This window comes from Parvibaculum sp., assembly GCF_039680535.1.
Taxonomy (GTDB): domain Bacteria; phylum Pseudomonadota; class Alphaproteobacteria; order Parvibaculales; family Parvibaculaceae; genus Parvibaculum.
This window is the reverse complement of the sequence record NZ_JBDKSS010000005.1, coordinates 80,981-95,618: the sequence shown is the minus strand read 5'-3', so window position 1 is coordinate 95,618 and position 14,638 is coordinate 80,981. Positions and strand designations below refer to the sequence as shown.

The 14,638-nt window shown below is 64.6% G+C and carries 15 protein-coding genes; 8 read left to right on the top strand and 7 right to left on the bottom strand.

Features of this window, described 5'->3' with window-relative positions:
• Positions 1–79 precede the first annotated feature (79 nt).
• Together phaZ and ABFC66_RS01580 are read left to right on the top strand one after the other, a co-directional pair.
• Positions 80–1,324: a polyhydroxyalkanoate depolymerase gene (gene phaZ / locus ABFC66_RS01585; RefSeq protein ID WP_346739203.1), complete on the top strand. Its 1,245-nt coding sequence runs from the start codon at positions 80–82 to the stop codon at positions 1,322–1,324.
• Between the two features lie 198 nt (positions 1,325–1,522).
• The gene (locus ABFC66_RS01580; protein ID WP_346739202.1) at positions 1,523–2,329 is read left to right on the top strand and encodes a SprT family zinc-dependent metalloprotease; all 807 of its coding nucleotides are present in this window, start codon (positions 1,523–1,525) and stop codon (positions 2,327–2,329) included.
• A 31-nt stretch (positions 2,330–2,360) separates the two neighbouring features.
• On the opposite strand, the gene ABFC66_RS01575 is transcribed toward ABFC66_RS01580, so the two are convergent.
• The 3 genes from ABFC66_RS01575 to ABFC66_RS01565 all read right to left on the bottom strand — a co-directional run bounded on the left by ABFC66_RS01575 (position 2,361) and on the right by ABFC66_RS01565 (position 5,515).
• The gene (locus ABFC66_RS01575) at positions 2,361–3,293 is read right to left on the bottom strand and encodes an SPOR domain-containing protein (protein ID WP_346739201.1); all 933 of its coding nucleotides are present in this window, start codon (positions 3,291–3,293) and stop codon (positions 2,361–2,363) included.
• A 1-nt stretch (position 3,294) separates the two neighbouring features.
• On the bottom strand, positions 3,295–3,975 hold the full coding sequence (locus ABFC66_RS01570) for a ParA family protein (protein WP_346739200.1): 681 nt from the start codon (positions 3,973–3,975) through the stop codon (positions 3,295–3,297).
• Positions 3,976–4,213: 238 nt separating this feature from the next.
• A complete protein-coding gene (locus ABFC66_RS01565) occupies positions 4,214–5,515 on the bottom strand; it encodes an adenosylmethionine--8-amino-7-oxononanoate transaminase (RefSeq protein ID WP_346739199.1) in 1,302 nt (433 codons plus the stop codon).
• 273 nt (positions 5,516–5,788) lie between these two features.
• Here ABFC66_RS01565 and ABFC66_RS01560 point away from each other — a divergent pair, with 273 nt between their 5' ends.
• Positions 5,789–6,364, top strand: coding sequence for a hypothetical protein (locus ABFC66_RS01560; protein ID WP_346739198.1), 576 nt, complete (start codon positions 5,789–5,791; stop codon positions 6,362–6,364).
• Positions 6,361–6,705 (top strand): GIY-YIG nuclease family protein, encoded by a 345-nt coding sequence (locus ABFC66_RS01555; protein WP_346739197.1) that lies wholly within the window; start codon positions 6,361–6,363, stop codon positions 6,703–6,705. The genes ABFC66_RS01560 and ABFC66_RS01555 overlap by 4 nt, the downstream gene beginning before the upstream one ends.
• Positions 6,706–6,762: 57 nt before the next feature.
• Here ABFC66_RS01555 and bioB read toward each other — a convergent pair whose 3' ends face one another.
• The gene (gene bioB, locus ABFC66_RS01550; RefSeq protein ID WP_346739196.1) at positions 6,763–7,791 is read right to left on the bottom strand and encodes a biotin synthase BioB; all 1,029 of its coding nucleotides are present in this window, start codon (positions 7,789–7,791) and stop codon (positions 6,763–6,765) included.
• Between the two features lie 185 nt (positions 7,792–7,976).
• On the opposite strand from bioB, the gene ABFC66_RS01545 reads away from it, so the two are divergent.
• The 3 genes from ABFC66_RS01545 to bioD are packed head-to-tail and all read left to right on the top strand — an operon-like array spanning position 7,977 to position 10,784.
• Entirely contained in the window at positions 7,977–8,957 is a 981-nt protein-coding gene (locus tag ABFC66_RS01545) for an NADPH:quinone oxidoreductase family protein (protein WP_346739195.1), read from the top strand.
• Positions 8,957–10,123 (top strand): 8-amino-7-oxononanoate synthase, encoded by a 1,167-nt coding sequence (gene bioF, locus ABFC66_RS01540; protein WP_346739194.1) that lies wholly within the window; start codon positions 8,957–8,959, stop codon positions 10,121–10,123. The genes ABFC66_RS01545 and bioF overlap by 1 nt, the downstream gene beginning before the upstream one ends.
• Position 10,124: 1 nt before the next feature.
• Positions 10,125–10,784: a dethiobiotin synthase gene (gene bioD / locus ABFC66_RS01535; RefSeq protein WP_346739193.1), complete on the top strand. Its 660-nt coding sequence runs from the start codon at positions 10,125–10,127 to the stop codon at positions 10,782–10,784.
• A 7-nt stretch (positions 10,785–10,791) separates the two neighbouring features.
• Here the strand turns inward: bioD and ABFC66_RS01530 are convergent, their stop codons facing one another.
• The 3 genes from ABFC66_RS01530 to ABFC66_RS01520 form a co-directional block, all read right to left on the bottom strand.
• Entirely contained in the window at positions 10,792–10,974 is a 183-nt protein-coding gene (locus ABFC66_RS01530; RefSeq protein ID WP_346739192.1) for a PLDc N-terminal domain-containing protein, read from the bottom strand.
• A 65-nt stretch (positions 10,975–11,039) separates the two neighbouring features.
• On the bottom strand, positions 11,040–11,558 hold the full coding sequence (locus ABFC66_RS01525; protein WP_346739191.1) for a methylated-DNA--[protein]-cysteine S-methyltransferase: 519 nt from the start codon (positions 11,556–11,558) through the stop codon (positions 11,040–11,042).
• A gap of 11 nt (positions 11,559–11,569) precedes the next feature.
• Positions 11,570–13,045 carry an AlkA N-terminal domain-containing protein gene (locus tag ABFC66_RS01520; protein WP_346739190.1) on the bottom strand — a complete coding sequence of 492 codons (1,476 nt, stop codon included), beginning with the start codon at positions 13,043–13,045 and terminating at the stop codon, positions 11,570–11,572.
• A gap of 184 nt (positions 13,046–13,229) precedes the next feature.
• On the opposite strand from ABFC66_RS01520, the gene ABFC66_RS01515 reads away from it, so the two are divergent.
• Complete coding sequence (locus ABFC66_RS01515; RefSeq protein ID WP_346739189.1) at positions 13,230–14,582, top strand: MFS transporter; 1,353 nt, start codon at positions 13,230–13,232, stop codon at positions 14,580–14,582.
• The last annotated feature ends 56 nt before the right edge of the window (positions 14,583–14,638 follow it).

The following is a 14,638-nucleotide window of genomic DNA, read 5'->3' as shown; positions in this document are numbered from 1 at the left end:
TGACGTTTTTTTGGTCACACGGACCGGTTTTTCTGTATTGTGCTGCATCGCAGCATTAGATGTCAGAAGGGCCCGGGCGATGGTTCTCTATCACCTCTACGAGATCAATCACGCAGCGGTCACGCCTTTCCGCGCGGCAGCTGAACTCGGCCTCTGGGCCCTGCGCCATCCGCTCAATCCCTTCGGCGAAACGATCGGCGCCAAGAACATGGCCGCCGCCCTCGACCTCTTCGAGAGTGTGACGCGGCGCTACGGCAAGCCGAAATTCGGCCTCGACGAGACGGAGATCGCGGGAAAGCCCGTGCCGGTGGTCGAGCGCGTCGTCTGGGAAAAGCCTTTCTGCAAACTCATCCATTTCGAGCGCGAGGCGTCGGCGGCGAAGGGGCTTGCCGCTCAGCCGAAGCTGCTGATCGTCGCCCCCATGTCGGGCCACTACGCGACGCTGCTCCGGGGCACGGTCGAGGCGATGCTGCCCCATTGCGACGTCTATATCACCGACTGGATCGACGCTCGCGCCGTGCCGCTCTCGGCGGGGAATTTCCACCTCGACGATTATGTCGATTACGTCATCGAGATGATCCAGGCGCTCGGCCCCGATGTGCATGTGCTGGCGGTCTGTCAGCCCTCCGTTCCGGTCTTCGCAGCCGTCGCAGCGATGAACGAGGACAAGGACCCGCACGCGCCCCTCACCATGACGCTGATGGGCGGACCCATCGACACGCGTGAAAGCCCGACCGAAGTGAACCGGCTCGCCACCGAGCGCGGCACTGAATGGTACGAGCGCAATGTCATCACCACCGTTCCGATGCCCCATCCCGGCTTCATGCGCCGCGTCTATCCGGGCTTCGTCCAGCTTTCGGGCTTCATGGCGATGAATCTCGACCGCCACATGGACGCGCACTGGAATTATTTCGACCACATGGTCGAGGGCGACGGCGACAGCGCCCAGAAGCACCGCGAGTTCTATGACGAATATCTGGCGGTCATGGACATGACCGCCGAGTTCTATCTCGAAACGGTCGACCGGGTGTTCGTCCAGCACCTGCTCCCCAAGGGCGAGCTCTACCACCGCGACAGGCTGGTGCGTCCGCAGGCGATCACACGCACCGCGCTCATGACCGTGGAAGGCGAGAAGGACGACATCTCCGGCGTCGGTCAGACAAAGGCCGCCCACAAGCTTGCCTCGGCGCTTCCCGCCTCGATGCGCGACCATTGGGAGCAGCCCGGCGTCGGCCATTACGGCGTCTTCAACGGTTCGCGGTGGAAGACGGAGATCGCTCCGCGTGTTCGCGACTTTATGGCGAGACATGCCGTCCGCAGCTGATGACAGCCACGAAACACGTTGGACACGAATTAATTTTGCAAAGATTTTCGAGGACGCAGCGGATTGCTCTTGCGAAGCCGACGGCGACTCGTGTCATGCTCGGTGCAGTTCGTCTCTAGGGGGTGAATGCGTCGAGAGACGATCGCTTGCGGCGCAGTCGGCGCCGCCCCTGCTGCCGGTGAAAGAATTCGCCACACCATGACGAAACGTACCAAGCCCATTCCGCTTCATATCGACTATCTCGATATCGACGGGCGAACGGTGCCCGTCACCGCGACACATAATCCCCGCGCCCGGCGGATCATCGTCCGCGTCGATCTCGCCGCGGGCTCCGTCCAGGTCACCTCGCCCTCGCGGCGGGGCATGCTCAATGCGCTGCAATTCGCCCAGGAGCAGCGCGAATGGATCGCCGAGCGACTTGAGCGCGTGCCGCCACCCGTGCCCTTCGAGGACGGCTCGATGGTGCCGTTCCGGGGGCGCGAACATCTGATCCATCATGTGGTTCCGCGCCGCCGGGAAGCGGCGGGCGTCGGCCCCGTATGGAGGGTCCGTTCAGCCGATACGGGCGGGGTGCCCGAGATCTGCGTCAAAGGCCATTCCGACTTCGTGCAGCGGCGCGTCACGGATTGGCTGAAGCTGCAGGCGCGGACCGAGCTCAACGAGAAGGTGCTGGCCTTTGCCGCCGCCTTTGACGTGCGGCCCTCACGCATCACGCTGCGCGATCAGACGAGCCGCTGGGGGTCCTGTTCGCCCTCGCGCGCGCTTTCCTTCTCGTGGCGCCTCATCATGGCGCCGTCTCATGTCCTCGATTATGTCGCCGTCCATGAGGTGGCTCATCTCCGGCACATGAATCACGGGCCGCGCTTCTGGCGACTGGTCGAGGAGGCCATGCCCAATTACGAAGCCGCGAAGAAGTGGCTCGAAGTGCATGGGCCGGGGTTGCACCGTTACGGCGCCGATCCCTTCGGCAGGGTCGATGAGGAAGACGACGAGGACGAAGCCTAGGCCATGACGGCCGGGCGCGGCCCGAAGCGCCTCAGCGCTTCTTCACCATGCAGTCCTGACCGCCGGCCTTGAGCTTGGCGCAGGCGCTCTGTGCAGCGGATTTGCTCGCGAAGCCCGCCGCGCGGACGCGGTAATAGGTGCCTTTGGCGCCAAGCTCTGCCTTTTCGACATTCAGCGCGTGGCCGCCGAGCACGGCGGGGAAGCGCCTGGTCAGCTTGGACCAGGCGGCGCGAGCGCTCTTTTCGTCACGAAGCGCGGAAATCTGTACGACCCACGCGCCGCCCGAGGCGATCTTCGCAGGCTTGGGCGCGGCGGCTGCCGGCGCCGCTTCTTCAACCGGCGCGGCGGGCGCTGTGGTGGCGGGTTCGGCGGCTTGCGGAGCGGTTGCGGCAGGCGTTTCGGCCGCGGCAGGGGCCGGGCTTTCGGGCGCCGCTGCTGGCGTCTGGGCCGGCGCCACGGGCTGTTCGGCCTGGGGTTGTTCTGCGGGAGCCGTCGGGACGAGGGCCGCCTGCGGTGCCGTCGCTGTCGGGACGGTCGCTTCGGGGGCCATGGCCTGCGGCGCGGGCGTCACTGGAGCCGGAGCCTCGGGTGCGGGCGCGGTTTCCGGCGCTGAGGTGGCGGGCGCATTTTCGGCGGTCATGTCCGGAGAGACGGGCGCGACGCCGCGCTCGTTCTTGTTCGACATGACGAGGAGGACCCCGCCAACGACGATGGCGCCCAGCACCGCGCCGATCACGAGCCGCGAGCTGCCGAGGCCCGACGAGGTTTCTTCTGCGGTATAGATGATTTCAGGCTCGGGCGGCTGCGGACGCTCGGGCTCTTCCTGCCTCTCCGTCCCGCCGCCCTGCGTATAGCCGGGCTCCGCGAACAGCGACATGCGCGCACTCGGATCTATGGAGAGGGGCTCGGCCTCTCCCTTGCGCGCGAGCAGGTCGCTGGTGAGCGAAGCAGGCTTCTTGGACATCTTAGGCGGCACCTCTGAGCGTATTGCCTGCGAAATTACCCGACACGAAGGGAGATGTCTCGCGTCCATGCAGGCGATCGCTCAAAAACGACCACAAGTCCCTGATTTCCTCGGCCGATTTGGTCTGGGAGGCGATCTCCATGACCGTTCGTCCGTCGATCATGCTCGACGCGAAATCGATTCGCTGGTGGATGATAGAGGGAGCTACCGGACCGTGATGGGATAGCGCGATCACGGCTTCCGTGGTGATGCGGGCCCGGGGGGCGGCGCCATTGACGGCGAAGACGAGCGGCTTCGAAATCTCGTCGCAGATGCGGACCGTCGCGCCCGCAGCCCTGAGGTCATGGGGGCTGGGCCTTGTGGGAATGACCACGAGGTCCGAAAGACCGATCACATGGGCGATGGTCGCCGTGATCGCGGGCGGCGTATCGATGACGACGAGGCCGACGCCGCCGTCTTTCAGGCGCTTCAGGTCGTGTTCCAGCCCCTCATGCGAGGAGCGCACGAAAAAGGGCCGTTCCGCGTCGCGCGCGTTCCACCACTGCGAAAGGCTGCCCTGAGGGTCGGTGTCGATGAGCGCGACCGGTCCCTCGTTCCGCCGCTCGGCCTCCACTGCGATATGGCCGGCGAGCGTGGTCTTGCCGGAGCCGCCCTTCTGAGACGCAAACGCTATGACGTGCATGGATTCAGGCTTCCTCATGTCGGATAGCGGGCAGACGCTGGTCACAAAGCAGAATCCGCCGTCACCCCGGAAGCGCTCGCCCCTCGCGCCACCACGGCCCACCGATTGTCTCGGACGGCAGACAGGACCGAATCAGTCCTTTGCCCGAGATTAGAGTCTGGTCCAATTTGGCTCAATATTTAGCTAATGGCCGCGCCTCTCCTACAACCAACAGTGGCCGATGGGGCACACTGAAGGTTCAGTGCCCGGCCGCTTCCGCCGTGATCATGACCATTGCGGCGGTCAATCGGGCCAAATCCTCCTCGCCGATGACGAGTGGCGGGGTCGTATAGACGATCTTTCCGAAGGGCCGGATGAAGACGCCTTCCTCCACGAAGCGGCGTTTCAGCCCGTCGAGGTTCGACATCGCCTCCAGCTCGATGACGCCGATCGCGCCTTTGACCCGCACATCGCGGACGCCCTTGATGGCGCGGGCCGGTTCGAGGTCGCGGCGAAGCTGGGCCTCGATGGCCGCCACCTGCCGGAGGCGCGGTTCGCGCTCGAAAAGGTCGAGCGAGGCATTGGCCGCCGCGCAGGCGAGCGGGTTGCCGCTATAGGTCGGCCCATGCATCAGCGCCTTCGAGGGATCGTCGCTGAGGAAGGCTTCGAAGACCTTCGTCCGTGCGACGGTGGCGGCCAATGCCATGGTCCCGCCGGTCAGCGCCTTCGACAGCGTCACGATGTCGGGAACGATGCCGGCTGCCTCGCAGGCGAACATGGAGCCCGTGCGGCCGAAGCCCACGAATATCTCGTCGAGGATGAGCAGCACATCATGCTTGTCGCAAAGGCGGCGGAGGCGCCGCAGCGTTTCGACGTCATGGAAGATCATGCCGCCCGCGCCCTGCACCAGCGGCTCCGTCATGACGGCGGCGACTTCATGCGCATGGGCGGCGAGGAAGGCATCGAGAGCCGCTTCCTTTTCCGCGTCGACCGGCAGATCGGTGATGAACTGCTCGGCAATCGCGCCCTTGAAGAGCGTATGCATGCCTTCGTCGGGATCGCAGACCGACATGGCCGCCAGCGTGTCGCCGTGATAGCCGCCGCGGAAGGAGACGAAGCGCTTCTTTCCCCTGACGCCCGAATTGATCCAGAACTGCACCGCGATCTTCATCGCGATCTCGACCGAGACCGAGCCCGATTCCGAAAAGAACGTATGGTTGAGGTCGCCGGGCAGAAGCTTCGCGAGCCGCGTCGCAAGCGTCATGGCGGGCTCATGCGCCAGCCCGCCCAGCATCACATGCGGCATGCGTTCGAGCTGCGCCGTCACCGCCTGCCGGATATGCGGGTGGTTATAGCCATGCGCCGCCGTCCACCAGGAGGACGTGCCGTCGATGAGTTCGCGCCCGTCGGCCAGCGTCAGGCGCACGCCATCGGTCTTCACCACGGGCAGGGGCATCGGCACGGTCTGCATCTGCGTGTAAGGCAGCCAGAGATGGGCCGCGCCTTCTTCAAGCCAGCGCGGCACGTCGTTCAGCAGGGGATTGCGGGGCGGAAAGGGCATGTGTCTTCGCTTTCGGGCGATTATTTGAGCGCAACATAGCCGGATTTCTGCCGAAGGTGGCAAGAAGACGACAGGGGGCAGGTTGGCAAGCGGCGCCCGCCCGCCTATATTACCAGTCGGTGCCGCGAGGGGCGCCGCCGCCCGACAAAGAGTTTCTCACCCTCGCTTGCGTACCGGCCGCGACCGCGGCCCGAGATCGCCGACCACTGACGCTGCTCCAGTTTGCTTGCCGTTGCTTCGGGCCGATGGCAATCGTGAAAACAGGAGAATTCCGTGCGCAGTGACACACGCTTCCACGACATCGAAATATCGAAACGCAAGGCGAGCCTGCTTCTCAAGCGGCTTTGCGGTGGCGACGAGACGCTCGCCCTTCGCGCCGCCGCCCGTATCCGCCGCGCGTCCTACTGGGCTGCGAAATCGCCGGAGGAAATCCTGGCAGAACGCGAGCGTGTGCAGCACAAGCACGCGCTCGACGCGATCGCGGTCGAGGCCGGATTCGACGACTGGCGGCACATGAAGGCCGAAGCCGACGCGCGCCTCCGCGCCGCCTTCAACCCCGAGCAGCTCTTCGGCCTGCACGCCTCCTTCTTCATCAATCTCTGGTTCACGACTTATGAGGAAGCCGAGGCCGTGCTCGCAGCGCGTCCGCGGCGCTTTCTCTTTCCCTTCAGAAGCCAGTTTGTCATCTGCGACGCGGAGCTTCTGGCCAATCAGGGGATCGACACTGCCGATCCCGACTGGGAGCTGATCGGCCGCGACTGGGTGCACCCGCGCGACGTGGCCGCGCGCGACCGTCTTTCGGCAAGCGTCGCGCGGCAATTGTCACACGCGAGAGAGGTTCAGCCATGAAGGGCGAACGCAGGAAAGAGTTGATCAAGGCCTATAAGGAAAGAAAGTCCTCGCCCGGCATCTATGCGCTGCGCTGTGTGGCGACGGGCGAGGTATGGGTTGCGCCGAGCCGCAATCTCGACGCGCAACAGAACGGTATCCGGTTCTCGCTGCGCCTCGGCTCGCACCCGAACAAGGCGCTGCAAGCGGTCTGGAACGCGCAAGGCGAGGCCGCCTTCGCCTATGAGATCGTCGAGCGCATCGAGGACGAGGATTTGACGGGCTATCTGCTCGACACTGCGCTGAAGGAGCGCCTGCGGCACTGGCGCGCAACGCTCGGCGCTGGTCTGGCGGTGGGGTAGCTGTTTCACAGGCGTCATGGCCGGGTGTTTCCGGTCATGACGCGGGCAGGCGATGAATTACCTCTCCGAGGGGCAGCTATGGGCGGGCATCGGTTCGAGGCCGAGCTTCTTGAACAGGCGCTCGTCCTTGTCCGCTTCCGGGTTCTTCGTGGTGAGCAGCTTCTCGCCGATGAAGATCGAGTTCGCGCCCGCGAGGAAGCAGAGCGCCTGCGCCTCTTCGGTCATGTTCTCGCGGCCCGCCGCAAGGCGCACGACCGATTTCGGCATGATGACGCGCGCAACGGCAATGGTGCGCACGAAGTCGATCGGGTCGATGGATTCGGACTTGCCGAGCATCGTGCCTTCGATCTGCATCAGCGTGTTGATGGGCACGCTCTGCGGATGTTCGGGCAGGTTCGCCAGCGCCGTCAGCATGCCGACGCGGTCATCCTTGCCTTCACCCATGCCGACAATGCCGCCGGAGCAGACATTGATGCCGGCTTCGCGCACGCGCTCCAGTGTTTCGAGGCGATCGGCAAAGGTCCGTGTCGTGACGATCTCTTTGTAGTACTCTTCCGACGTGTCGATATTGTGGTTGTAATAGTCGAGGCCGGCATCCTTGAGGCGCATCGTCTGCTCGACCGAGAGCATACCGAGCGTCATGCAGGTTTCCATGCCCATGGCTTTCACGCCTTCGACCATGGCGACGATGGAGTCCATATCGCGGTCCTTCGGGCTGCGCCAGGCAGCGCCCATGCAATAACGCGAGGCGCCCGCGTCCTTCGCCTTCTTCGCTTCGTCGAGCACGCGCCGCACTTCCATCAGCTTCGTCGCCTTGAGGCCCGTGTCGAACTTGGAGCTTTGCGCGCAATAGCCGCAATCCTCCGGGCAGCCGCCTGTCTTGATCGAAAGCAGCGTCGACTTCTGCACCTGGTTCGGGTTGAACCAGCGGCGATGAACGATCTGCGCCTCGAAGAGGAGGTCATTGAAGGGAAGGTCGTAAAGCGCCTGCACTTCTTCGCGCGTCCAGTCGTGACGCAGCGTGTCCGGATCGGTCCGGGCGGCGATCGTCGGCTGGGCTTCGTCGATGCGTGTCTGGATGGTCATGGGAGGCGCTTTCCCTTGTGGAAATATAATTGTCGGAGCGCAGCATAGGCAGCTTTCCCCGCATTGCAAGGCGCAGGGCGGGGCCCGGACAGGTCGGGGCCCGCGCGCAAAAACCGCTTACACTTTTGCCTGTCGCGATCTAGGGTCTGCTCCGAAAGCCCAATGACATCCGAAAGTTACCTCCCATGCGCGTCATACGCTGCGTCAATTATGGTGAACCCAGGACCCTCGCCGTCGAGGAAGCGCCGGAACCTGTTCCCGGCCCTGGTGAGGTTCTGCTCGCGGTTGAGGCGGCGGGGCTCGGCTATGTCGACGCGCTCTTCGTGCGCGGCACCTATCAGGTGAAGCTGCCGCTTCCCTTTGTGCCGGGCAGCGAGGTCGCGGGCACCATTGAGGCGGTCGGCGAGGGGCTGCCGGGCGAGCTCATCGGCAACCGCGTGATGGCATTGTTGAGCCGTGGCGCGCTCGCCGAAAAGCTGGTGCTGCCCGCAGCCATGTGCTCCACGATCCCCGACGAGATGAGCGCGGAAGCGGCGGCGGGCTTTCTCGTCTCCTATTGCACCGCGCTTTACGGCTTCGAGAATTGCGGCAAGCTCCAGCCCGGCGAGACGGTTCTGGTGCTGGGCGCGGCGGGCGGCGTCGGCATGGCGGCGATCGACGTGGCGAAGGCCATGGGCGCGCGCGTCATCGCGGCGGCATCCTCTGCGGAAAAGCGCGCCGCCGCCAAGGCGCATGGCGCGGATGAAGTGCTCGACTATTCCGACCCCGAATGGCGAAAAGCGCTCGATGCGCTGACCGGAAAGCGCGGCGTCAATGTGGTCTACGATCCGGTCGGCGGCGCCTATTCGGAAACGGCGTTCCGCTGCCTCGCGCCCGGCGGCCGCCATCTCGTCGTCGGCTTTGCCAATGGCGAGATTCCGAAACTGCCGCTCAATCTGGCGCTGCTGAAGCGCGCCTCTCTCGTCGGCGTCGATTGGGGTGGGGAAATCCGCGCCAATCCGAAGGCGAATATTCCGTTGATGAAGAAGCTCACCCAATGGGTCGTTGAAGGGAAGATTCATCCCGAACCGACGGCGACCTTCCCGCTCGAACAGGCGGGCAACGTGTTGCAAGGCCTGCTGGAGCGCAAGAGCATCGGCAAGCCGGTCATCCAGGTGAATGCGTGATGTCTTCGCTCGACGCCTTCGCAGCCGCCAAGCTCGCCGAGCTGGAAGCACGCAATCTGCGCCGCAGGCTGGTGGTGACCGACCGGCGCGAAAATGTGCGCGCGACGCGAAACGGGCGTGAGCTCATTTCCTTCTGCTGCAACGACTATCTCAATCTGTCGCAGCATCCGCGTGTGAAGAAGGCGGCGATCGAGGCGATCGAAACCTATGGCACGGGCTCTGGCGCCTCGCGCCTCGTCACCGGCAATCATCCGTTGTTCGCGGTGCTCGAAGCGCGGCTCACGAAGCTGAAGCAGGCGGAAGACTGTGTGATCTTCGGCTCGGGCTATCTCGCCAATCTCGGCATTGTGCCCGCGCTTGTCGGTCCCGGCGATGTCATCATCGCCGATGAGCTTTCGCATTCCTGTCTTCTCATGGGCACGAAGCTCTCGGGCGCGGAAGCGCATATCTTCCGCCATAATGATCTCGCGCATCTGGCGGAGCTTCTGGCCGCGCATCGCGGAAAGGCGCGTCATTGCCTGATCCTGACCGACGGCGTTTTTAGCATGGATGGCGATCTCGCGCCCGTGCATGAAATGGCGGCGCTGGCAAAATCGCATGACGCCTGGCTGATGACCGACGACGCGCATGGCATCGGTGTCGTAGGCGAGGGGCGCGGCTCCAGCTTCGTCACCGGCGTGAAGGCCGATGTGCCCTTGCAGATGGGCACGCTTTCCAAGGCCATCGGTTCTTACGGCGGCTATCTCTGCGCGTCGAAAGCGGTGGTCGATCTCATCCGCACCCGCGCCCGCACGCTCATCTATTCGACCGGCCTTCCGCCTGCCTCCGTCGCCGCAGCCATCGCGGCGCTCGACGTCATCGAGGAGAATCCGGACTATGCGGCGCTGCCGGTGAAGAAGGCGGCTCTCTTCGCCCGCGAACTCAATCTGCCTGCGCCGGAAAGCCCCATCGTGCCGCTCGTCATCGGCGAGGCCGAAGCAACGCTGAAGGCATCGGCGCTGCTCGAAGCGGAAGGCTATCTCGTCACGGGCATCCGCCCGCCAACCGTGCCCGCGGGCACGGCGCGCCTGCGCTTCACCTTCACGGCCGAACACAAGGACGAGGATATCCTGCGCCTCGCAGGCCTTGTCCGCGAGAGCATCCTGCCGAAACAAGCCGCCGAGTAATATGAGCACCATCTTCGTCACGTCTTCCGGCACCGATATCGGCAAGACCTATGTTTCCGCCTTGCTTGTCCGCCAGCTTCTGGCGAAGGGCCTTCCGGTCCGCGCCTTGAAGCCCATTGTCAGCGGGCTCGATGAAGAGAGTTTCGCGGCCAGCGATCCGGCGGCGCTTCTTGCGGCGCTGGGTGAACTCGTCGAGTTCGACAATGCGGATATCGTTTCGCGCTGGCGGTTCACGGCGGCGCTTTCGCCCGACATGGCGGCACGGCGCGAAGGCGCGGAGATCGACTTCGGCGAACTCGTCCATCATTGCCTCGCCCGCGCGGCGATCCATGACCCGCTGGTCATCGAGGGCGTGGGCGGCCTCATGGTGCCCATCGACGACAGCCGGACGGTGCTCGACTGGATGATCGCGCTGAAACCCGCTTCCATCGTGCCGCTGCTTGTCGTCGGTTCCTATCTCGGCACGATCAGCCATACGCTGACGACGCTCGACGTCATGCGCCGCAACGATCTCGAACCCCGCGCCATCGTGGTGAGCGAGTCGCTTTCCGCGCCCGTGCCACTGGAAGAAACGGTGGAAACAATCCGTCGCTTTGCCGGTATCGAAACCATCGCGTTGCCGCGCAATGGCGAGCATGATCTGGCGCGATTGTTCGAGTAGGGGCGTCTTACCCCTTGGGGCCGAACAGGAACCACAGAATAAGGCCGAGCACCGGCAGCGCGAGCACGACGACGATCCAGATAGCCTTGGCAAGAGCCGAAGCGTTGCTCTGGGCGATCTTGATGATCGCGTAAATGTCGAGCACGGCCACGATGAGCCAGCCAAACCCGAAATAGCCATGCGCGATCATTCGCGACTCTCCGCAGAAGGTGAAGCTGCGTTCTATTTAATATCTTCGGCGGCGAAGTGTAAGGCCTAGAGAAGGGCAGGCGTCTCCACGCCTTCATGGCCGAGCAGCCATTTCTTGGTTGGCAGGCCGCCGCCGAAACCGGTCAGGGTTCCATTCGCGCCGATGACGCGGTGGCAGGGCACGATGATCGGGATCGGGTTCTTCCCGTTGGCGAGGCCTACGGCGCGCATGGCCTTCGGATTGCCGATCGTTCGCGCGATGTCGGCATAGGTCTTCGTCGCGCCGAAGGGAATCTTGCGAAGCGCCTTCCACACGCCGAGCTGGAACTCGGTCCCTTTCGGGGCGAGCTTCAGATCGCTGAAATCCTTTCGCTTGCCCGCAAAATATTCCTCAAGCGCCTTCACCGCTGCGCCGAGATGCGTCTGCGCCGCGTCGCTTCCGCGCGTGTCTGCGAATTCACGTTTCTTTTTTTCTTGCGGAAAGACGACCGCGACGAGGCCGTCTTCGCTGGCTGCGAGCCGGAGAATCCCGATGGGTGTCTTGAGGCTCGTCACCGCGAGTTCGCCCTGCACGGATCGTGTCATCTCTTCCTCCATCATTCTGCTGCGAGCGCCCGTGCCTCGACCTCGGGCACCATCCACAAGAGAAGTGCCGCATAGCCGCGCCAGGGCCGCCAGCGTTCCGCCATGTCTTCGAGCGCGTGTGTCGAAACATTGCCCGCCGCCTTACGAAGCCCGAGGTCGGACGCGGGGAAGGCGTCGGGCTCGCCGACGGCGCGCAGCGCGATGTATTGCGCCGTCCATTCGCCGATGCCGGGCACCGCGCAAAGCTCCGCGATCTTTTCCTCGAGCGTCTGCGCGGGATCGAAACTCACATCGCCATGCGCGACGGCCTTTGCGAAAGCCTTGAGCGCGGCAATGCGTGCGCCCGTGAGGCCGAGGCCGGAAAGATCGGCGCGGGCGAGCGATTCCGGTGTCGGGAAATAATGCGTGAGCCTCCCATCTCCGCGCGGGAGCGGCTCGCCGGCGCGCGCGACGACGCGGCCTGCCAATGTCGTCGCGCCCTTTACCGAGACCTGCTGGCCGAGGATTGCGCGTACCCCAAGCTCGAAGCCGTCGAAGGTGCCCGGCACGCGCATGCCTGCCGCCTGCGCGAGGCGTGGGCCGAGCAGCGCATCGTCGCGCAGACATGCGGCAATCGCCAACGGGTCCGCGTCGAGATCGAAGAGCCGCCTGATGCGCGTGGATATCTGGCGGATGGGAAGGCGGCCTTCGCCCCGGACATCGATGTCGAGCGCGTTCGGTCTGGCAGAGGCGGCGACCGTAATGACACCCGAGGCGTCGGCTAGGCGGAAGCTGCGGCGATATTCAGCCGTGCCGATTTCCTCGATGCCGGGAATGGCGCGGATCGAGAGATAGGAAAGAAGCAGCTCCCAGTCGAAGGGCGGGCGATAGCCGAGGCGCAGCCTGATCGCGCTTCCTGTCGCGGGCGCGAGCTCCGCGGACTTGTCGCGGCGCAGCGCCGTCGGCGCGACGCCATAGCTTGCCAGAACGGCGTCGTTGAAACGGCGAAGGCTTCGATAGCCCGAGGCGAAGGCGATGTCGGCAAAGCTCATATTCGTTTCGGTGATGAGCTGCTTCGCCGTCAGCAGGCGCCGGTTTGCAGCGACTGTCTGCGGCGTTGCGCCGACATGCGCGAGGAAGAGACGCCGAAGCTGCCGCGCACCAAGACCGACGCGGGCGGCCAGCGCCTCGACGCCATCCTCGTCCAGCGCGCCATCCTCTATGAGCCTGAGCGCGCGCGCGACCGAGGCCTGTGTGCCTGCCCAGGCGGGGGTGCCCGGTGCCGTTTCCGGGCGGCAGCGGAGGCAAGAGCGGAAACCGAGCGCCTCGGCCGCCGCCGCGCTCGCAACGAAGCGGCAATTCTCCCGCTTCGGCGTTCGCGCCGGGCAGATCGGCCGGCAATAGATTCCTGTCGAGGTGACGCAGGTGAAGATGCGCCCGTCGAAGCGGGCGTCCTTCGCGCTGATCACGCGGTAGCAGAAATCGGGATCGAGGGTTTCGGCGGTCATAAGAGAAGTCTACTCCGGGCGCTCAGCCTGCACTCGCCAAAAACGGACATCTCCATTGCCGTCCTCCTGACAGGAATGTTGGCGCATTCAGCGGGTTGTCAAAGCGTCGCCCCCTGTTACGCTTGGCCCAGGCCGGGGAGAGACGGAGCAATCCGCGAAGAGGCCGCGATCTGGGAGGATCTGCATGACTGACGAGGCAAGCGCAGCCATAGTTGCGTCCGCGCGAAGCGTTTCCAAAGACGCATCATTGGCATCCGTGGCCTTTTCGCCCGCCTATCGCAATTACGCGCTCGGGCTTTTGATGCTGGCTTATACGGCGAACTACGTCGATCGCCAGATCCTCTCGATCCTCTTGCAGCCGATCAAGATGGAGTTGGGGCTCAGCGACACGCAGCTCGGCTTTCTCTCGGGCATCACCTTCGCACTCTTTTATGCGACCCTCGGCATTCCGATCGCCGTCTGGGCCGATCGCGGCAACCGCCGCAACATCATCTCGCTGGCGCTGACGATCTTTTCCGGCATGACGGTGGTTTGCGGTTCGGTGACGAGCTTCGCGCAGCTTGCGCTGGCCCGCATTGGCGTTGGCGTCGGCGAGGCCGGGTCGAGCCCGCCCGCTCACTCCATGATCTCCGACATGTTCCCGCCCGAGAAACGCGCCAGCGCCATGGGCGTCTACTCGCTCGGCATCAATATCGGCATCCTTATCGGCTTTCTGGTCGGCGGCTGGATAAGCCAGTGGTATGGCTGGCGAGCGGCATTCTATGTCGTGGGCGTGCCGGGCCTGCTTATCGCGCTTCTCGTCCGTTTCACGCTGAAGGAGCCGGTGCGCGGCCATGCCGACGGCCTGACCGCGCAAGGCGAAGGCGCCGCGCCCCGCATCGGTGAGGTCTTCCGCCTGCTCTGGTCGCAGCGTTCCTTCCGTCATATCGCCTTCGGCTCGGCCCTTGCCGCCATGGGCGGATATGCGGGCGTAACCTGGCTGCCGGCTTTCCTCTCGCGTTCCTTTGCCATGACGCCGGGCGAGATCGGCACCGCGCTCGCCCTCATCATCGGCATCTCCGGCGGTGCGGGCACATATTTCACGGGCTATTTCGCTGACCGGCTGGCCAAGCGCGATGCGCGGTGGAACGTCTGGACGGTCGCCATTGTGGTCGGCATCTGCTTTCCCTTTTCCATCGCTCTCTATCTGTCGGCGGGCAAGGTGGCGGCGCTGGCGATCTTCATCATTCCCGCCTTCGGCGGGGCGGCCTATATCGCGCCGTCTCTCGCCATGACGCAGGCGCTCGTCACGGTGCGTATGCGCGCAGCCGCTTCGGCCGTGCTCCTGCTCGTCCTCAATCTCATCGGCATGGGAATGGGACCGCAGCTCGCCGGGCTTCTCAGCGATCTCTACGGCGCGACCTACGGAAAGGAGTCGCTGCGCTATGCGCTGTTGACCATTTCCATTGTGTGGTTATGGGCGGCAGTTCATTACGTACTCGCGGCCAAAACGCTTAAGGCCGACATCGAGCGGGCGCGGCTTCACGGGCTGGGCTAGGCCGTCCTTTTGCCGCATGCGGCGGCATTGCGCCGGGCGGTCAACACGCCTATGTC